Raw genomic sequence first — 19,362 nt, 5'->3', positions numbered from 1 at the left:
CCGTCTTGTCGTTATGCAGGCCGGGAGCACCTCATCCGCTGTTGCACCGTCGCACCCAGGCCCTGGGGGGCTTGCTTTGGTTATGCGAAGCACGACGAGGCAGGCCGCCTCGGATCGCAGCAAGGTTACTGAAGCATAATAGGCTTTGACGGGATATCCACTGTGGGCCGCTGCTACAGCACGGGCCCCTTCAACTCGACCTGGTTGCCATCCGGGTCGTAGCAGTACAACGACGGCCCTTCGCCTTCGGCGCCGTAGCGTTTTTCGGCCGGTGCCACCTGCACCCCCGCGGCTTGCAGGTAGGCCCTCAGCGCCGGTTCGTCGAACGGCTCGATGCGCAGGCAGAAATGGTGCAGGTTGCGCCCCTCGGCCCCCGGTGCCGCACCGCCAGGCTGGCCCAGCGGGCCGTCGAGCGTGACCAGGTCGATCATCGCCGTGCCGGTGGCCAGGTGGACCATGCCCAGGTCTTCGCGCACGCGGCTGACCGTGCAGCCGAGCAGCTCGGTGTAGAAGGCAATGCTACGCGGCAGGTCGCTGACCCGCAGTACCAGATGGTCGATGTGCTTGATGGCGAATGGGCGCATGCCGGGCTCCTTGTGGCGGTCGGCTTCCAGGGGGTAACCCCCACCACAATAGCCCACGGGCGCATGCCACCACCATATCCCGCTATTCGTTGACCAAGCGTTGCAGTACGCCGCCTTCATGGCGGGCCAGGATACGCAGCAGCTGGTCGACCAGGGCCCGGTCCGGTGCATCCAGGTGGAAGTGGTGCCCACCCGGGTGCCACGACACCTTCGCCTGGCTGGGCAAGGCCGCCTGGCGCCGGCTGAAGGCCTCACCGGTAAATGCCCCCTGACGGCCAAACAGCAGGTACAACGGGCAGCGGATCTGGCTGAGCAGCTCGCAGGCTTCGCGCTCGGTCAGCGGCATGGGTTCGGGCAGCACCAGGCGCGGGTCATGGCGCCAGCAATAACCATCGCCCAACTGCAGCAGGTCGCGCAGCGCCAGCAGCCGCGCCGCCGCTTCCGACACTTCGGTGTCCAGGCGTTCGCGACGTTGCTCCAGCGCGGTGTCCAGGTCTTCGAAACGGCATACGTCGGGCTCGGCGAAGCCCTGCAGCTGGCTACGCTGGACCATGCGCTTGAGCCGGTAGGCGCGGGCCAGGTGCTCGACGCGGTCATCCTCGGCCACCGTGAACGGTGCGCCCATGCCGTCGAGGAAGGTCATGCTGGCGATGCCGCTGGTCATGGCCGCCAGCAACGATGCCACGCCGGTGCCCATGCCATGGGCCAGCACATGAAACTGCCCAAGGCCCAGGCTTTCGGTCACCGCCAGCATGTCCTCGGCATGCTCCCACAGGTAATAACCACTGTCGTGGCGGCGATGATCGGAGCGGCCGTGGCCGACCAGGTCGGGGGCCACCACGAAGCAGCCATCGAGCATCGGTGCCAGGCGCTCGAACGAGGCGGCGTTGTCCAGCCAGCCATGCAGGGCCAGCACCGGGATGCCGTCTTCAGGCCCCCAGCAACGTACGGCAATTTCAATGCCGTTGAGGTCCAGCAGGTGATCCTTGGGTGTCGATGAAGAACGCATGGGTACGCTTCCTGACTTGACGCCTGGCACGACCACACCAGGCCGAATACGCCGCTGGCCCCTTCGAGTCCTGTCGCCAGCGGCCCCCCTTGCGTCGGGCCACGCAGGGCTCCGACGTGTCACCTTGGCGCATCGTCATGCCCACCACTGGCCCGTCACCGACCGTGACTTAACCGTCACCGACTCATTGCCCGCGCAGGTCCTCGAAGTACGCCTGCCTGCCATCCACCTGGCTGGATGCCCGTGGCAGCGCTGCGGCTTCACCGTTGGCCGCTTCGACGTGCCAGTAACAATGCTGCACCGCACGGGTCACCGCCACGTAAGCCAGGCGCTGTACCTCTTCCTGCTGCGCGGTATCGAACGGTTGCGCATCGCCGGGCTTGCCCAGCCCGGCCTGGCGGTAAACCTGGTTCTTGTAGGGCGAGCTGGTCAGGTACTGGCAGTCGCCGAGCATGAACACGGCGTCGGCCTGCAAGCCCTTGGCGCTGTGATAGGTCAGCTGGCGTAGCCGCCGCTGCTCGCTCGGCAGCGCCGCCTCTGCCTGCAGCACGCTGTGCAGGTGCTCGTTCATCAGCGCCCTGTCGCTGCCCTTGCGGTACAACATCATGACCGTCTCGCCACGCTGGTAGTGCTCGATCAAGGTTTCCCCCAAGGCGGCTTCGTCACGGTCGAACACCTTGACCGGCGAGCCTGGCAACTGCGCCGCCGGGCCGCTGGCCCTGGCTTTCTTGCCGGCGATCGCCGGAGTGCCCTTGACCAGGTGCTCGGCGGCATCGATCACCTGTTGCTGGCTGCGGTAGTTGTCGACCAGCATCACCCGTGTATTGGCCGGCGACGGGAACGTCTTGGTGAATTCCATGAAGTATTTGGGCGAGCTGCCGCGCCAGCCGTAGATCGACTGCCAGTCGTCGCCCACGCACAGCAGCGAGGAATGCCGGGCATTGCGCCCAGTGTGCATGGCCGGGCCGCGCCGGCGGATCTCGGCAAGGCTGGCGCGCAGCCAGCTGACGATCTGCGGCGATACGTCCTGGAACTCGTCGATCATCAGGTGCGCCAGCGGGCGCAGCAATGGGTCAGGCAGCAACCGCAGGTTTTCCGGGTTGTTCTCGCCGAACAGCGCGAACATGCGGTTGTAGCTCATGACCGGTGGCGACTGGTCCAGCAGGTGCGCCTCGAGGGCCTTCCAGTACAGGGCCAGGGCCTCGAAGAACAACGCGTCGCTGTCGCCTGGCGGGAAGCTCATCGCCGCCACGGCAGGGTTGACCTCCAGGCCGAGGTTCTCGATGAAGTTGGCGGCGCCGACAAAGGCGTCCAGCAGCGGCGCCGGGGCCAGCTCACCCTTGACCTTGTATTCGAAACCGGGGCCGGCCACCGCATCACCGGCCAGCGAAGCGGCCAGGCGCCGGGCCATGGCATAGTTGTCGAGCCAGATCAGCGGCCTGTCGCAGAATGCCTGCAACAGGGTACGTTTGACCGCCCACTCGGCGCGCACCGCCAGCTTGGCGCCGGGGCGCTGGTACTGGGCGCTTTCTGCCGGGTCGAAGCCCAGCACGACCAGTGGCCCGTCGCCGCCCAGGCGACCATGTACATGGAAGCGGCTGCCGCGGATCTCGACCGTCTCGCGACAGGGCTCGATACCTTTGATCGGCCAGGCACCGGCGGCGAACCACAGGTCCTCGATCACGTCACACAGTTCTTCGTCACGCTGGGCGGCCAGCTGGGTCACCTGCGCACGTTTCTGCACTTCGGGGTTGTTGGGGTCCAGCGGCTTCAGTTGCAGGGCCTCGCTGCGCAACAGGCCAACCAGTTCGGCGAAACGTGCGCTGGTCCCCAACAAGTCGCTGTAGCACTGGTTCAGTTGCTGGCGCTGGGCGTCGTTCAGGCGCAGGTCGAACGGGTTGCTCTCGGCATCGGCTTCACGCCCGGCGGGCATCTCGTTGCCCAGCGTTTCGAACGCTCGTACCTGGGCAAAGCCCGGCAGGCTGCGCACCAGCGGCAGGATCCGCGAATGGAAGGTGCGCACCAGCTCGCGGGCTTGGGCCGCCTGCAAGTCGCTCTGCCACAGGGCGAACACCTGCATCAGGCGCTTGATGAAGTCCTTGCGCGACTCGCGAGTGAAGGTGACCACGGTCATCGCATCCAGCTCGTAGCCCAGGTAATGGCGCAACAACAGGATGCGCAAGACCAACGAGGTCGACTTGCCCGCTCCGGCCCCGGCGACCACGCAAGTGGAGGGCGTATCGCTGAAGATCAGCTTCCACTGCGCGGCACTGGGCTGGGCCTCGGCAGGCAGGCGCTGGGCGACATCGGCCTTGAAGCGTTTCTTCAGCTCGGCAGTCAATGGCAGGCGCCAGTCATCGAACAGGTTGTCGTCCTGCCCCGGGACGGCGTCAACGGCGGGACGGGTATCACGGATCACCAGCACCTGGCGCCCGGCCTCATAGCCCTCCGCACGGCCGCGCTCGAAGCCCTCCCGCAGGCCCTCGGTATGGCCACTGCGCTGGCCGCTGACATGGCCGAGGAACCACGAGTCACGGTGCTGGGCCCGCAGGCGGGTCAGGCCGCGCCCCAGCAGGCGCGCCGCCAGGCGGCGGAACCAGGGTAACTGGGCAGGTGGGGTTAGGTCGGCTGGGGCCTGGGTTTGCTCGTGGGCCACGGTCACTCCGGTGAAAAGCAAAATCAGCGGGCATGTTCGCCGCATCGGCGAAAAATCGCCAGCGAATGCTTGCAGATCAGGGGATTAGGCGATGAAGCGAAGAGAATACCGCAGCTCTAAACATCTATTTTACTGATTGTTTTAAGTCGATATTTACGCTTATTTTCGATCTTTATTTGGCGCATCATGGCCCCATTCCACTGATTCAAGGAGCACGACCATGCTGCAACTGCGACCCTTCGAAAGCCTCGGCCACGCCAACCACGGCTGGCTGGATGCCCACCACCACTTCTCCTTCGCCGAGTACTATGACCCGGCGCGTATGCACTGGGGCAACCTGCGGGTCTGGAACGACGACCTGATCGCTGCCGGCAGTGGTTTCCCACCGCACCCGCACCGCGACATGGAAATCATCACCTATGTGCGTGAAGGCGCGATCAGCCATCAGGACAGCCTGGGTAACAAGGGCCGTACCGAAGCCGGTGACGTGCAGGTGATGAGCGCCGGCACTGGCATCGTGCACAGCGAGTACAACCTGGAAGACGTCGATACGCGCATCTTCCAGATCTGGATCGTGCCGGAGCGCACTGGCGAGGCACCGCAGTGGGGCACCCGGCCGTTCCCCAAAGGTGAGCGCGGCGAAGGCTTCGTGACCCTGGCCAGCGGCCGCGCGGGTGACGAGGACAGCCTGCAGATCCGTACCGATGCCCGCCTGGTGGCTGCCACCCTGCGCGCGGGTGAAACCGCCGAGTACCGCTTCGATGCTGCACGGCGGGGCTACCTGGTGCCGGCCAAGGGGCTGGTGGAGGTCAACGGGCTGCGCGCCAAGGCGCGCGATGGGGTGGCGATCGAGCAGGAGGAGGTGTTGCGGGTGACTGCCATCGAGGACAGCGAGATCGTGCTGGTCGACGTGGCCTGAAGCGCCCACCGCTGCGCGGGTGAACCCGCTCTTGCACAGATACCTCGGCCCGCGTGCTGGACCACGCGGCCCAGCCGGTACCCGGCCTGTATGCGGTGGGTAATGACATGGGCAGCGTGATGGGCGGGTACTACCCAAGTGGCGGCATCACGCTCGGGCCGGGCATGACCTTCGGCTACCTGGCTGGTAGAGCGTTGAGCGGCTTGCAGGCGCAAGACGAACGGGTCGGCTTCTGTTCATGTCGGCTTCTGTTCATAAAGCCTGCTCATCCGGCACTTCCGCCTGCGCTACGTTCACTGGCTGCTGTAGCAGACCTCGCGGCAACTGGAAGCCTTTGAAGGGTTGCTGGGTAATGGGATTGAAGGCTTTTTCCGCATTCAGACGATAGCGCATCACGCCATCACCGGTCCGGAAGCTGAGGTCCACGCTGGTGGCAGTGCGCCCATTGAGCGAGCCGCGGCTGAGCAAGCGGAACAGCGACCATGGGCCGTGGTAACCCAGGCTGCTGCTGTTGCCGTTTTGCCTGAGCAAGGTCAGGTTGCTGCGCACCTGCTGCCCCAGTGTATTGGGCCAGACGATCCCGGTGATCTGACTCGGACCATGGGTGTAGGCAATCAACTGACCGTCCAGGTCCAGCAGGCTCGTACGCTGGTTGGCGCTCAGCCCCAACGGCTCGATGCTGAACTGCACGCTCAGGTTTCCGCGTTGATCGAAGAACGTCTCGCGGATGCGATTCGCCAGCGCCAGCTGTTCGAGCACATCGCTGCGGATCAGCGACTGCTGCTGTCCGGCTTGCAAGGCTTCGAGGTTGTCATCGAGGAACAGCTTCAGGTATTGGTCGTGGAATTGCTGCAGCCGCCCCTTTGGCCCGAAGAACGCTTCGAAATCCTCCAGGGAAGCATCAGGTGCCCTCACCACGAAGGGGTATCGCCCTGCCAATCGCTGCTGGAAGAAACTGTAGACGTCAGCATCCCAGCGACGCTCCAGTTCAAGCAAGGCTTGAATGTTCAGCACCAGTGCAGTTTGCTCCGCGACCTTTCCGAGCTGATGGTTGAGTGGCTCCGGCAAGCTTGTCGCCAGCCGCTGCAAGGTGCCGATCGGGTCGTGCCCGGTCATCGAAAAGCGCTGACGCACAGCCTGCAGAGCCGCCTTGCCCCGGTCGGGACTGTCCTGCACCGCCTTGGCATAGGCGTAAACCGCCGTCAGCGCGGCAAGCGTTTCTTCATAACCGCTCGGCTTGTCACCTGTCGCCTGCAACATGCCACTGAGCCCGGCGAATGCGCGCTGGATAGCCAAGGTCTGCTGCTGTTCAGCGGGGCGGCCAGCGGATTGCAGGATAGCTGTCTCGCCTGGCACCTCCACGCCTGCTGGCGACCACTGCGTGGTGTTGTCCTTCACTGTATCCAGCAGCCGTTGCAGCGGTGCCGCAGGCCCGGTCATTTGCTCGAGAACTGCGACTGCATGCTCCAGATCACGGAAGTCCACCAGCGCAAACGCGGTCAGTGCCCGCCGCCAGCTGTCAATGTAATCGCTGCTGTACAGGCTGTGCAGACGAGCAGCAAGCGCGTCCCGGTCGGCATCGGAATAATCGAGCTGGCCGCGCTCGCCCAGCGCCCATTGGTCGATCATCGCCATTTCGACGAAGCGCTGGCCGAGCGCTGCAACATAGGCCTGGAAACCTTTGGCGGTGAGCATCGGGGCAATCACGACGCCAGCATTACCGTGCATGGAACCGGAAGCCGGCCGATATACCACATCGAAGGCTGGCCCGACCTGGTAACGCAAGTCCAGGCCCTGGTGCAGCTGCTCCTGAGCGCGCTGCTTGAGGCCCGCATAGACCCGCTCCGGCAGGGGCAACTTGCGCAGGGTCTGCTGTACCTCGGCAACACGTTGCTGGTACTCGGGCAGGTCGGCGTCGGCATACGCCAAGGCGTATTGCAGGTGTCGCATGAGGTCGCGCTGCAGTTGCCCCTGGCCCGGGAAGGCTTGCTGCCAGCGCTGAGCCATCCACTCCTCGACCCATTCGGGGCGGCGGTTCTGGCGGTCCTCAAGCATTCGGTAAACTCTCAGCGCGGCCATCTGCTGTTCACTGCCAGGGGGCGCGGCGCTCATCGCGTCGACTACACCACTGGCCAACGCCGGCAGGAAATGTCTGCCAAGCAAGCTCAGATAGGCCTCGTCGACCCGAGGACCGATGGCGCGGCCCTGATAGAGGCCCGCATCGGCAACACCGGGCCATGCAGTGCGATAGTCGCCGAACAGCGAAACTGCATCGCGGATCTGGTCCAGCGGCTCCAGCAGGTTTCGCCCGGTCGGGTCGAGCTGCTGGTCCAGTTGCCGGTGGCTGTACTCCTTGCTCTTGACCAGCACGCTGGCAGCCTTGGCAGCATTGCTATCGAAGTAGCGCTGCCAGCTGGCGACAACGATACAGAACGCCAGCAGGCCTACTGCGGAACCCACCCGGAACAACTGGCGCTTGCTGCGTGCCACCCTGGCGTTGTCGCCGGCGAGACCGACTTCGCGGTAGATGACGCGCCTGAAGGCCTGCTGGATGAAGTAAGCCAACGCCTTGCCCTGCGCCTTGCCTTCACGCAAGGGCAGTTTTGTCTTGTAGGGCTGTGCCGCCTCACGGACGAACGCGTTGAGCATATCGCCCTGCTGCATCACCGATGACCAGTAGAGCCCGCGTACCAGGGCGGGCGTGGTGAAGCGGTCACTGCCCAGCGTTTCACGCAGAAACGACAGCAATATCGGTTGCAGCCCAACCAGCTGCGCATGCAGGGAGAACAGCCGCGCACGTGCCGGCGCCCGGCCAAGTCCATCAAGCTGGTCGAAGACCTGCTCGAACAGCAGCCTGATCAAACGATGGTAATGGCTGCGGTATTCGTCCAGCCAGGCATCGGTCGAACCGGCCGCAGCCAGTTTGAACGTGAAGCCCAGCAGCTCCTCCCGCCTGGAAGCCGGGAGCCTGCCATAGAGCTGATCGAAGCCATCGAGCAAGTCGAACTTGGACAGCACCACATACAACGGCAGGCGCGCACCCAGCCGACTACTGACCTCGAACAGGCGCGCGCGCAGCATATGAGCCAACGCCCGGCGTTGGTCGGGCGTCCCATGCAACAACGCAGGCAGGTCAATGACCAGCACCAGCCCATTCAACGCCCTCTGACTGCGGTTGCTCAGCAGCCATCCCAGCAGGTGCTCCCACAACCTGGCCGGGGCTTCAGGCGGCGGGGAAACTTCAGGCTGCTCAGGGCCAGGCACCGGGCCCGCCGCTGCAGCCTGGCTGATGAAGGCACCCGGAGGGTCGATCATCACGGCATCATTGCTGACCCACCAGCCTACCGGGTAAGCCAGCGCCTGGGCCCTGCCGATACGGGTCAGGGAGAAACGCTGGTCGCTGCGATCAATGAAGCTGCTCTTGCCAGCCTGTACGTTACCCAGAACCAGATACCATGGCACCCGGTACAAGGCGCTTCGTCCGCCGGCATTATCCAGATAGCTGGCCAGCCGCTGGTTCAACGCGTGCTCTTGTGCCTGAACCAGCGGCAGCGTGGGGTCCAGCGCGGCCGCCACGGCCTGCTTGCGGTCCGCTTGCAGGCGACGGACACGTCTGCGCAACACCATGAGCCAGCCCAGTAACGGCACCACCACCAGCACCAGGCTCGCAACGATACGATGGGCGACGTTGGCCAGCGGTTGTTGTTCGCGCCATGTCCAATGCGGGCCAAGCCACCAGATGGCGACCAGCATCAGCACGGCGCCCAGCCCAAGTAGCGGCGGCATTGCCAGGCCAATACGGCTGGAAAGGCGCAAGCCCCAGCGTTTCAGTTGTTTCCATGGTGGGTTCATATGGGCTCCGGATCCTTGATCTGAACTGCCAATGCGGTGGATGTCGTGTAGTGCTGGAGCCGCTGGAATACCTCGGGCTCCCACGCATCGGCAGTGGTTTGCTGCATCGTCCGCGCAACGCCGATGCATAGGTCCCGGGCCAGCCAGGACACGCCGCGTGCCGCCAGCAAGTCAGCAGCGATGAGCGTGGTGTGCGAGCGCTCACGCGGCGAGTTCAGATCCGCCTGCATCCCCTGCAACCTCAGGAGCACGGGCTCTACACCCATGCCGTCAAGCTGGGCAACGAGTTCCTCGCGCAGGCTGCCGAACTCCTGGGAAGCAGCGCCCTGGGCTGACGCACCCTGGCAGCCGTTCAGCCATGCGAGGGCTTGATCGTCCAGGAACGGCGTGCCATCGCTGAAGCACAATTGCTGCAACGAAGGCAGGCGCTGGACGAAACGCGCGGTGGTACTGCGAATGGCCTCGCTGACCTCGTTCAACGCCAGCTGCGACGCTACGCTCGCTGCCAGGAAGCTGCCCCGAAACCAGTAAGGGGCTGCCGTGAGGCTCTTCTCGATCCGATGCAGTAGCGCGATGTCCACTGAAGTACCTGCTACGAGATTTTCGTAGCCCGCAATCACCTCTGGCGGCACTGCCATCAGGCCCGTGCAGTGCCGCTGCCTGACGGCAGGCGCCGCCTGGATATGCGACCACAGGCCGAAACGACGTAGCTGGTAACCGGTCGGATCGTACGGATCCTGTTGATTGATGAGCTCGGCCATGGTCAGTACGGCACGCCGGGTTTCCCGCTCGCTGCCAATGGAAACCCGGGGCGCTGGCATGGCGATCACGTCTGCCAGTGGCATGGGCTGCTCGCTTGCAGCGGTCGGGGCCGGCGCTACAGCCTCGCCAACACCGTTGGCCAGCTCCGTTTGCCGCTGTAACAAGCGTTCCAGTTCGCCCAACCCAGCCGCATCGAGCTGGGCGCCGTCCTGCTGTTGTTTCAGCCGCGCCAGGGCCGCCTGCGCAGCCACTGCGTGGGCAGGGCTGTAGGTGAACCGGTCAAGGCGCGGTAGCGCATCGATCAAGCGGCTGAGTACAAGGCCGACCAGTTTCCGCTTGCCGAGGAAACCTGTGGGCCCCGGCTTTGGATGAGCGCTTTCCCAATAGCATTCGACCATGCCGGCCAGCAACGCCAGGGTGTTCCCCCATCGTTCCCAGCACGCGCTGCGCAGCCACGCAGTACTCAGGTGGGCAACGATCCGCATGTGCTTGCACTGCCGGCACAGGTACTGGCAGGACGCCTCTTCGATGTAGGCCCAGTCGATCGAGGCCGCCTGCAGCCCGCCCAGCTTGACCATCTCCTGGTCTATCGCCTGGTAGGTTTCATCCTCGATATCGAACAAACCAGCCGGGATCGCTGGATCGATCGGGGCGAGCAGCCGACTGATCTCATCCGCTGATGTCTGCATTACCACCGGCAAGCACTCCGCGCCTGTTCGATCAGCGGCCCCAGGCCCTGGGCATCGAACACCAACCCGTCGACCTCGCTGCGATCGCTCGCCACCACTATCCGGTGAGCCCCGATCAGCTGCCTGATCTGCTCGATCGCCGGCAGGCCACGCCCGGCATCGAGTACCTGGCCGTTTTCCATCACGCGCCACGGCGTGTTGCGCGTGGCGCCACCCTCGCTTGTCAGCCTCACGGTAACCCAGCTTGCGTCGATGGGCCGCGTGGTAATCAGCTGCAGCCGCGATATTTTCTGTATGCAGCTGATGGCGAGATAGGGGCGCTCGTGGGTTGAGGCGATGGCAGGCGCCGTGATCATCAGCTCCGCCGTGGCTGAGCCGACTTCACCGCCACTACCGATGCGAAAGGTCAGGTCATCCGCTGCCCGCGATGCCTCATTTGCCATGACCCGCATCACCGTGGGCGCTTCCTGCTCCTGCGCTGACCACGCCCTGGATGACACATGTGCCGGCGTACCGGCAGCCCGGTCAAAACAAGCCAGACGCTCGATGTCAGAGACGATCCGGGGGCAGTCGCGATCAAGCTCAGCCAGCACCGGCTGCATACAAAACAGCAACGAAACGCCTGCGTAACATGCACGGTGGAATATCATTCCAAGTTCACCCACGCAATGAGCACATAAGCCTTGCACGGCCCTGCGCATTGTTTTTCTGACAACTGAACGCCCACTTACGCCCTCCCGCGCATAACCACTCCAAAACGAAAACGGTACGAGCCTAGTACATCGCATACCGTGGATACAAACAAATATTTATTTACATCTTAAGCCTCGACCAAGGGGGGCTTTTCCATGCATGGTTTTTATGAAGACCGGGCAAGTAAGCGAGACCCAGAAACACTTTGCAGGAAACTTCCTACAAGCAGAACGCACAACTAAACACGTTACACGGAAATATCCTACAACTTCACTAGAGAGCCATGTGCCGATGTCTAGAAACTCGGGATCCGTTGCACCCAAAGAACGTATCAACATCAAGTACGTTTCAGCCACCCGTGATGAACAGGCCGAAGTAGAATTGCCACACAAGATGCTTGTCCTGGGCGACTTCGGTCTGGATGACAGCCGTGCGCTTGAAGACCGTTCGGTGATGCGCATTGACAAACACACGTTCAACAACGTTTTGCACGACGCCGATGTCAGCCTGGCCTTGTCCGTCCCCTCCCTGCTCAGCACCGCAGCCGACAGCGAGCTGGCGATCAACCTGCAGATCAGGTCCATCAAGGATTTCAGCCCGGACCAGATTGTCCGGCAGGTACCAGAGCTCAACAAACTGTTGCAGTTGCGTGAAGCACTGGTCGCCTTGAAGGGGCCGCTCGGCAACGTGCCAACTTTCCGCAAACACCTGCAACAGCTGTTGACTGACGAGCAAGCGCGCAAACAACTCGCCGAAGAACTCGAACAGGCGCTCGCGGCGCCCCAAGAAGATTGAGACAAAGGAGCGTCCGATGCCAAAACCAAGCGACACTACCCAAGCAGTTGAAACAACGAGCGAAACGTTGAGCAACGAAACCCTGCTCGACCAGATCATGGCCGAGACCAAGTTGGTACCCGCGCAAGAGGGCTATCAGGTTGCCCGCCAGGGTGTTTCTGCCTTTATTGCTGAAATCCTGAAACGTAATGAGCCGGACCAACTGGTCAATAAACATCGTGTTGATCAGATGATTGCCGAACTTGATCGAGTGCTCAGCAAGCAGATGGATGCCATTCTGCATCACCCCGCGTTCCAGCAACTGGAGTCGTCCTGGCGCAGCCTCAAACTTTTGGTCGACCGCACGGACTTTCGCGAAAATATAAAGCTCGAAGTCTTGCATGTGAGCAAGCATGACCTGCTCGAGGATTTCGAGAATGCTGCCGACATCACCTGCAGCGGCCTGTATAAGCACGTTTACACCGCAGGTTATGGCCAGTTTGGTGGCGAGCCCGTGGCGGCCATGGTCGGCAACTATAGCTTCGGGCCCTCCTCTCCCGACATCAAGCTGCTGAGCTACATGGCCTCGGTCGGCGCCATGTCACACGCGCCCTTCCTGACGGCGCCGTCTCCAGAGTTCTTCAACCTCGGCAGTTTTGAGGAGCTGCCCAACCTCAAGGAGATCAAGGACATTTTTGCCGGACCGCGGCACGCCAAATGGCGTGCCTTCCGCGAAAGCGAAGACTCCCGCTACGTCGCGCTGACCGGCCCGCGCTTCATGCTGCGCTCCGCCTACCACCCTACGGAACAGGCGATTGAAAGTTTCAACTACGAGGAAGACATTGCCGGGCGTCACGACAACTACCTGTGGGGCAACTCCGCCTTCCTGCTGGCCAGCTGCATCAACGACAGTTTCGCCCGCTATCGCTGGTGCCCGAACATCATCGGCCCACAATCGGGCGGCGCTGTCGAGGACCTGCCGGTGCACCTGTACGAGGCCATGGGCCAGTTGCAGGCGAAGATTCCTACCGAAGTGCTGATTTCCGATCGAAAGGAATTCGAACTCGCCGAAGAGGGCTTCATCGCCCTGACCATGCGCAAGGACAGTGACAATGCCGCGTTCTTCTCGGCCAACTCGGCGCAAAAACCCAAGAATTTCCCAAAGACGCCCGAAGGGCTGCAAGCCCAGACCAACTACAAGCTCGGTACGCAGCTGCCCTACCTGTTCATCGTCAATCGCCTGGCCCATTACATCAAGGTACTGCAGCGCGAGCAGATCGGCAGCTGGAAGGAGCGACGCGATCTCGAGGCCGAACTCAACAAGTGGATCAAACAGTACGTCGCCGACCAGGAGAACCCTTCAGCGGATGTACGCAGCCGCCGTCCACTGCGTGCTGCCCGGGTAGAAGTCTCGGACGTTGCCGGTGATCCGGGCTGGTACCAGGTCTCGCTCGCCGTGCGCCCTCACTTCAAGTACATGGGCGCGAACTTCGAGATCTCCCTGGTCGGGCGGCTCGACACCCAATGACTGGCTTTTTTGATCGTTTGACGGCTGCTCAGTCCGCTAGCGGCGGGCACTCCCGGCAGGAGAACGCCTTTCACAAGATCACCGCCATCAAGCGTCATCTCGAAACACTGCTCAACGCCCGGCAAGGTTGCTCACAGAGCAGCCCTGAACTGGGCCTGCGGGATTTCAATGGACACGATGCGAGCAGCGGCGACCTGCTGGAACAAGTGAGCCTTGATATCCGCCGCACCATCCAACGCTTTGAACCACGCATACAAGTCTGTGCGCTTAAAGCCGTGCCCGATGATCACACCCCACTGGAATTGCATTTCCGGCTGGACTGCCAGGTACAGGTCAATGACCAGGCAGAGCAGTTGCAACTGGAACTGCTGGTCAACGGGCACAACCGCTTCACCCGAGTGAGATGAACCATGTCACTGAAGGACAGATTCAGCGAAGAACTGCGGTACCTGCGCGAATTGGGAAACGACTTCGTCAAGGACAACCCGCAACTGGCCCGGTTGCTTGGCACCGGGGGAAGCGACCCGGATGTCGAGCGCCTGATGGAAGCGTTCGCCTTTCTCACAGCCAGGCTGAGGCTGAAGCTGGAAGACGACCTGCCGGAATTGACCCACCCCATGCTGCAGTTGCTGTGGCCAAACTACCTTCGGCCCCTGCCCAGCGTGACGATCATCCAGTTCACGCCACGCATGCAGGCGCTCAGCCAGGCACAACAGATTGCCAAAGGCTCAAGGCTGTTCTCAAAGCCGGTGGACGGTGTCGCCTGCGAGTTTCGCACCTGCACCCCGGTGAATATCCATCCGTTCGAGATCGACGCGGTTGGTGCGACCCAGACCCTCGACAGCGCAGTGGTCCGCATCCGCCTGCGAACGCTGGTCGAACGGCCATTGAACACCTTGGGCTGTACCAGCCTCGACTTTCACCTCAGCGGCGACCAGCGTACCGCCCGTACGTTGTACCTGTGGATGTCGCAGTACCTCGAGCATGTCTGCGTAACCGTCAATGGCCAGGTCCGCCGGTTGCCGGCCAGCAGCCTCGCCTTTCCCGGTTTCAGCGCTGATGAAGCCCTGCTGCCCTACCCGAAAAATGTCTTTGATGGCTACCGGATCCTGCAGGAATACTTCATGTTCGCGCAGCGCTTCCATTTTTTCACCCTCACCGGGCTGGACAGGCTTTGGCCTGCGGAGCAAAGCAAGCAGGTCGACATCGAATTCCACTTCTGCCGCCTGTTACCTGATTCGCTGCGTATCGGCAAAGCAGATTTCAAGCTGTTCTGCACCCCGGCGGTCAACCTGTTCGAACACAGCGCCGAACCCATCGACCTGTCCAGCAGCAAAGCCCAGTTCGAGCTCAAGCCCAAAGGCTCGGAGCAGTACGCTCACGAGATCTTCAGCGTCGATGCGGTCATCAGCACCCGCACCACCGCGGACGGGAGCATCGGCGAACACCTGAGAACCTTCCGGCCATTCGAGTCGTTCGCCCACGAAATCGAGCACGTGCAAGGCCGCACGGCGTTGTATTACCGCTACACGCTCGAACAATCCTTGCGCGACCAAGGTGTCACTCACCGCATCGCCTTTGTCCGCGCGGATGCCAACGCCTATATCGGCGAGCTGGAAACCGCGTCCATCGACCTGACCTGCACCAACCGCGACCTGCCGCTGGCTTTGGGCATCGATGACATCAACGTGCTCACCGAGGCTACGCCTCCCCTCGCCACCTACACCAACATCTGCGCGCCGTCGCGCCCCTATCGCCCGGTGCTGGACGGCCAGTTGCAGTGGGCGTTGATTTCCAACATGTCACTCAACTACCTGTCACTGCTAGCGGTCGATCCACTCAAAGCGGTGATACGCGCGTACGACTTCGCCGCCCTGCACGACATCCAGCACGCTCGCACCACGCGCAAGCACCTCGACGGCATCCGCGAGATCCACACAGAGCCCCTGGACTGGCTGATTAAAGGGCAGCCCATTCGCGGGCTGCGTACCCGCCTGAAGCTGGACCAGGCTGCCTTCCTCTGTGAAGGCGACCTCTACCTGTTCAGTTGCGCACTGGCCCACTTCTTGGCGTTGTACGCCAGCATCAACTCCTTCCACCAACTGGAAGTGATCAACATCACCAACAACGAGCACTACACATGGCCACTGCAGACCGGCAAACAACCCCTGATCTAGCCGACAGACTGCTCGCCGACGCGCACCAGTACAACTTCTTCCAGTTGCTGGAGCGCTTGTACGGACTGCACGGCGATGACCTTGAACCACGCTGGCCAAGTGAGGCCACCCGGTTACGGGTACGGCTTGCCAGCGACCCGCGGCTGACCTTCCCGGTTTCGGACGTATACAAAGCCGAACGTATGCCCGGCCAGGAACAGCGCTATCGCGTGTGCACGACCTTCATGGGCCTGCACGGCACCGACTCGCCGTTGCCGACCTACTACCTGGAACAGGTAGCCTACGAACATGCACAGGGTATCGGTATGCGCCCGGCATTCTTCGATTTCTTCAACCACTACCTGCTCAGCCTGCTGCATCGCATCTGGCGTAAATACCGCTACTACATCCGCTTCCAGCCGGGAGCCACCGATGGCTTCTCGCAGTACATTTTTGCGCTGCTCGGCCTGAACGACAGGCAGTTGCGCGGAAACACCGCGCTGCCGTGGAGCCGGCTGCTCAGCTTCGCGGGTGTCATTGCCAGCCGCAGCCGTGCGCCAGGAACCGTCGCCGGCATCATTGCCCACTGTTTCGACCTCGAGCAGGTCCACATTCGCGAGTTCGAAACGCGTTCCGTATCCACCACGCTGAAGCAATTGGCCTGCCTTGGTCGGCGTAATGGCGAACTGGGCCGCACGTTCATGCTGGGCAGCCGCACGCGTACCCGCAGCAGCAAGTTCACCATCGTGATTGGCGAACTCGACCAGAAGCAGCTGCATGATCTGCTTCCGGGCGGCGTCAACTTCGACCGCTTGCGCGCACTGATCGATCTGTTGCTGCGTGATGGCCTGGCCTATGACCTGGAGCTGCGCCTGAAGCGCAATGCGCTTTCGCCATTCTGCCTGCATCGCAGCCAGGGGGCCTACCTGGGCTGGACCAGCTTCGTCGATGACCGCCACGGCCGGGTCAGCCCTGTTGTCCGCTTTCGGGGGCGCGCATGAGCAGCCTGACCTTGAGCGTCATCAATCTCGACCAATTGCAGCACAGCGTGACAGCGCGGCACCGGTTCGACCGCACGGGCGGCACCATCGGCAGCGAAGCGGCTACCTGGCTGCTCACTGACCGCGAACAGAGCGTGGCGCCCATCCACTGCGAAATCCGCTGGCTGGAGGGCAGCTTCTGTGTGATTGACCACTGTAACCGTACCTACCTGAACGACAGCAGCGTCAGCCTCGGCAAGCGCCCTGCGCGACGGCTTGTCGAGGGCGACCAGCTTCGTGTCGGCAGCTATCGGCTGCTGGTTCAGTGCGCACACGCCGATGCACGCCTGGAAGCGCTGTTCACCCCTGAGCACAGCGTACTGGACCGGTTGCTCGCCGAGACTCCGGCCCAGGTCTGGCAGCCCAGCCCTGTGGTACCCCAGGCGGCCACCGAGATCTGCTCGGTCTTCAACTGCGACACCGGGAAAGACCCGCTGGCGGCACTGGATGCAGTTGCAGTGGCCAGGCCATCGTCGCAGAACCCGCTGCAGCGCCTGATTGCAGGAGAAGGCGCATGACCCGACATCTGTTCACCGCCGCCCTTTGCACCGCGCTGATCGCGCTTGCCGGCTGTACCGCCATGAGCAGGATGAGCCAGGTGGCCTTGGACCCTTCGCTGCCCATCGGGCCGCCCAAGGATCAGCCGACCGCGCTTGCATTCAGCATCAACGCCAGCCCGACCCTCAATAGCAACCCGAACAGCCTTGACCCCACCGTCGAACCTGCGACAGCCCTGGATCCCAGCCCCTACGCCGTGAGCCTGAGCGCAAGCGACCCTTACGTTCTGGCTGAGAAAGTCGGGACCCTGTTCGAATACCTCCAGGAGCAATTCCCTGCAACCCCGGCCGTGGTGATGGCCGAGGAAGCCGGCGCCGCTCCGGTTCGCTCGCCGCTAGAGGAAAGTACACCCGGCAGCTACGACGACTCGACGGTAGTCCTGACCGTACCACGTACCACGAGTGTGGCCAGCGAGGCCGTGGCGACCCCCATCGCCATCAAGATCCTGCAACTGCGTGACGACTCGCTGCTACGCAACAGCGTCTATCAATTGCTGGAGCAGGACCCTGCCAAAGCCCTGCGCAGCACCTACATCCGCGATGACGACTACCTGCTGCGGCCCGGCCAGTTCAAGTTCATCCCCTTTGCCCCGATCGAGCCTGACACCCGCTTCGTCGCCGTCATCGGCGACTACCGAAACCAGGAAAACGCCACCTGGCAGCAAGTGCTGCGCATTCCGCCACGCGGTCACCAGATCATTCTGTCGGTGTTGGTAAACGACACGCAGATCCTGCTCAAGGAAGAGGATTGATGAGGCCGACAACCCTTCCCGTTTCGCTTACTCGCGCTGACATGGAGTGCCCATGAGTACCCGTAATCCTGTTCTTTGGCCTGAAGGCCTGTTCGTCAAGCCGCAGCATTTTCAACAGGCAGCCCGCGCCAGCGAAGCAGCCTTGCAGCAACGCCTGGGTAGCCTCAATGCAGCCTTCTATGGCTTCAGCGAACTACAGCTGAACGACGAATATCTGACCCTTGGCAAGATCGCCATCACCCGGGCCAGGGGCATCATGCCGGATGGCACGGTGTTCGATATTCCCGCCGATCTGCCGCCGCCCCCACCACTGGAAATCGAAGATGATGGCGCGAGAGACAGCGAGGTGTATCTGTGCCTGCCCTTGCGCACCAATGGCGGGCGTGAAGTGAGTTGGCCCGACCACGCTGCCAACCTGCGCTACATCGCTCAGGCCCACGAAATCAAGGACACCCACAGCGCTGACGGCGACCTGGTTCCGGTCGACCTGGCCGTTCCCAACCTGCAGCTCAAACGCCAGACCGAAGACAGCAGCGCCTATACCCGCCTGGCCCTGGCACGTATCCTGGAGCGTCGTCCCGACGGCAGCCTGCAGCTGGACGAAGCGTTCTACCCCACCTGTGTATCGGTACGGGCGATACCGGCGCTGCAACGCTTCCTGGAGGAAATCACCAATACCTTGCGCGAACGTGGGCGCAACCTTGCCGCACGCCTCGGCGGGGGGCGCCAGTCGGGTATCGCCGACATCCGCGACTTCAACCTGCTGCAAGCCATGAACCGCTGGTGGCCCTGCTTCCAGCACCTGGCCAGGCAAGCCCAGACGCACCCCGAGCAGCTCTATCTGTGCATGAGCCAGGCCTGCGGTGAATTCGTCACGTTCACCGACCCCGCTCGGTTGCCGCAGGAATACCCCGCCTATCACCACACCGCGCTGCGCACCTCGTTCCAGCCACTGCAGGACACGCTACGCCGGGCGCTGAGTACGGTACTGCAACCACGTGCCGTGTCATTGCCACTGGAAACGCTGGACTACGGCGTGATGAAGGCCACGCTGGACGACCGCCGGTTGATTGATGAGGCCGACTTCGTCATCGCCGTGGGCGCCCATCTGCAACCGCAGGTGCTACGCCAGATGTTCGTGCAGAAAGCCAAGATCACGTCGCTGGAATCGCTGGAGGAACTGGTGCCGTTGCAGCTCCCCGGCATCCCGTTGAATCCCTTGCCAGTGGCGCCTCGCGACCTGCCCTTCCATGCAGGCTTCAGCTACTTCGAACTGGACCGGCGTGATCCAGCCTGGGCATGCATGAAGACGGCAAACGGCTTCGGCATCCATATCGCAGGGGACTTCCCTGGGCTTGAACTGCAGTTCTGGGCGATCAGGAGTGAATGAG

The 19,362-nt window shown here is 62.7% G+C and carries 15 protein-coding genes and 1 pseudogene; 10 read left to right on the top strand and 6 right to left on the bottom strand.

Annotated features, from left to right (window positions below; translation table 11 throughout):
* Positions 1 to 173 precede the first annotated feature (173 nt).
* The 3 genes from ACJA3S_RS10680 to ACJA3S_RS10670 form a co-directional block, all read right to left on the bottom strand.
* Positions 174 to 584 (bottom strand): VOC family protein, encoded by a 411-nt coding sequence (locus ACJA3S_RS10680; RefSeq protein WP_170029447.1) that lies wholly within the window; start codon positions 582 to 584, stop codon positions 174 to 176.
* An 82-nt stretch (positions 585 to 666) separates the two neighbouring features.
* Complete coding sequence (locus ACJA3S_RS10675) at positions 667 to 1,593, bottom strand: alpha/beta fold hydrolase (protein ID WP_406821800.1); 927 nt, start codon at positions 1,591 to 1,593, stop codon at positions 667 to 669.
* Positions 1,594 to 1,777: 184 nt separating this feature from the next.
* The gene (locus ACJA3S_RS10670; protein WP_406821799.1) at positions 1,778 to 4,294 is read right to left on the bottom strand and encodes a UvrD-helicase domain-containing protein; all 2,517 of its coding nucleotides are present in this window, start codon (positions 4,292 to 4,294) and stop codon (positions 1,778 to 1,780) included.
* A 175-nt stretch (positions 4,295 to 4,469) separates the two neighbouring features.
* On the opposite strand from ACJA3S_RS10670, the gene ACJA3S_RS10665 reads away from it, so the two are divergent.
* Together ACJA3S_RS10665 and ACJA3S_RS10660 are read left to right on the top strand one after the other, a co-directional pair.
* Positions 4,470 to 5,168, top strand: a complete 699-nt coding sequence (locus ACJA3S_RS10665) for a pirin family protein (protein WP_063913719.1) — start codon at positions 4,470 to 4,472, stop codon at positions 5,166 to 5,168.
* Between the two features lie 35 nt (positions 5,169 to 5,203).
* A pseudogene (locus ACJA3S_RS10660) lies at positions 5,204 to 5,380 on the top strand (FAD-binding protein); the annotation flags it as partial.
* Between the two features lie 40 nt (positions 5,381 to 5,420).
* Here the strand turns inward: ACJA3S_RS10660 and tssM are convergent.
* Genes tssM through vasI form a run of 3 tightly spaced genes read right to left on the bottom strand, consistent with a single transcriptional unit; the run spans position 5,421 to position 11,121 of the window.
* On the bottom strand, positions 5,421 to 9,020 hold the full coding sequence (gene tssM, locus ACJA3S_RS10655) for a type VI secretion system membrane subunit TssM (protein ID WP_406821798.1): 3,600 nt from the start codon (positions 9,018 to 9,020) through the stop codon (positions 5,421 to 5,423).
* Entirely contained in the window at positions 9,017 to 10,483 is a 1,467-nt protein-coding gene (tssA, locus tag ACJA3S_RS10650) for a type VI secretion system protein TssA (protein WP_406821797.1), read from the bottom strand. The genes tssM and tssA overlap by 4 nt, the downstream gene beginning before the upstream one ends.
* Positions 10,471 to 11,121, bottom strand: coding sequence for a type VI secretion system-associated protein VasI (gene vasI / locus ACJA3S_RS10645; protein ID WP_406821796.1), 651 nt, complete (start codon positions 11,119 to 11,121; stop codon positions 10,471 to 10,473). Before vasI ends, tssA begins: the two co-directional genes overlap by 13 nt.
* Positions 11,122 to 11,455: 334 nt before the next feature.
* On the opposite strand from vasI, the gene tssB reads away from it, so the two are divergent.
* The 8 genes from tssB to tssK are packed head-to-tail and all read left to right on the top strand — an operon-like array spanning position 11,456 to position 19,361.
* On the top strand, positions 11,456 to 11,959 hold the full coding sequence (tssB, locus tag ACJA3S_RS10640) for a type VI secretion system contractile sheath small subunit (RefSeq protein WP_406821795.1): 504 nt from the start codon (positions 11,456 to 11,458) through the stop codon (positions 11,957 to 11,959).
* 16 nt (positions 11,960 to 11,975) lie between these two features.
* Positions 11,976 to 13,466: a type VI secretion system contractile sheath large subunit gene (tssC, locus tag ACJA3S_RS10635; RefSeq protein WP_406821794.1), complete on the top strand. Its 1,491-nt coding sequence runs from the start codon at positions 11,976 to 11,978 to the stop codon at positions 13,464 to 13,466.
* A complete protein-coding gene (gene tssE, locus ACJA3S_RS10630; RefSeq protein ID WP_406821793.1) occupies positions 13,463 to 13,873 on the top strand; it encodes a type VI secretion system baseplate subunit TssE in 411 nt (136 codons plus the stop codon). The genes tssC and tssE overlap by 4 nt, the downstream gene beginning before the upstream one ends.
* 3 nt (positions 13,874 to 13,876) lie before the next feature.
* Positions 13,877 to 15,643, top strand: a complete 1,767-nt coding sequence (gene tssF / locus ACJA3S_RS10625) for a type VI secretion system baseplate subunit TssF (RefSeq protein ID WP_406821792.1) — start codon at positions 13,877 to 13,879, stop codon at positions 15,641 to 15,643.
* Positions 15,607 to 16,623: a type VI secretion system baseplate subunit TssG gene (tssG, locus tag ACJA3S_RS10620; protein WP_406821791.1), complete on the top strand. Its 1,017-nt coding sequence runs from the start codon at positions 15,607 to 15,609 to the stop codon at positions 16,621 to 16,623. Before tssF ends, tssG begins: the two co-directional genes overlap by 37 nt.
* On the top strand, positions 16,620 to 17,180 hold the full coding sequence (locus ACJA3S_RS10615) for an FHA domain-containing protein (RefSeq protein WP_406821790.1): 561 nt from the start codon (positions 16,620 to 16,622) through the stop codon (positions 17,178 to 17,180). The genes tssG and ACJA3S_RS10615 overlap by 4 nt, the downstream gene beginning before the upstream one ends.
* Complete coding sequence (tssJ, locus tag ACJA3S_RS10610) at positions 17,177 to 17,971, top strand: type VI secretion system lipoprotein TssJ (protein ID WP_406821789.1); 795 nt, start codon at positions 17,177 to 17,179, stop codon at positions 17,969 to 17,971. Before ACJA3S_RS10615 ends, tssJ begins: the two co-directional genes overlap by 4 nt.
* Positions 17,972 to 18,023: 52 nt before the next feature.
* Positions 18,024 to 19,361, top strand: a complete 1,338-nt coding sequence (gene tssK, locus ACJA3S_RS10605; RefSeq protein WP_406821788.1) for a type VI secretion system baseplate subunit TssK — start codon at positions 18,024 to 18,026, stop codon at positions 19,359 to 19,361.
* The last annotated feature ends 1 nt before the right edge of the window (position 19,362 follow it).

The sequence above is a fragment of the Pseudomonas sp. KnCO4 genome (assembly GCF_045344305.1).
Classification (GTDB): Bacteria; Pseudomonadota; Gammaproteobacteria; order Pseudomonadales; family Pseudomonadaceae; genus Aquipseudomonas; species Aquipseudomonas anuradhapurensis.
This window is presented reverse-complemented; position numbering and strand designations above follow the sequence as displayed.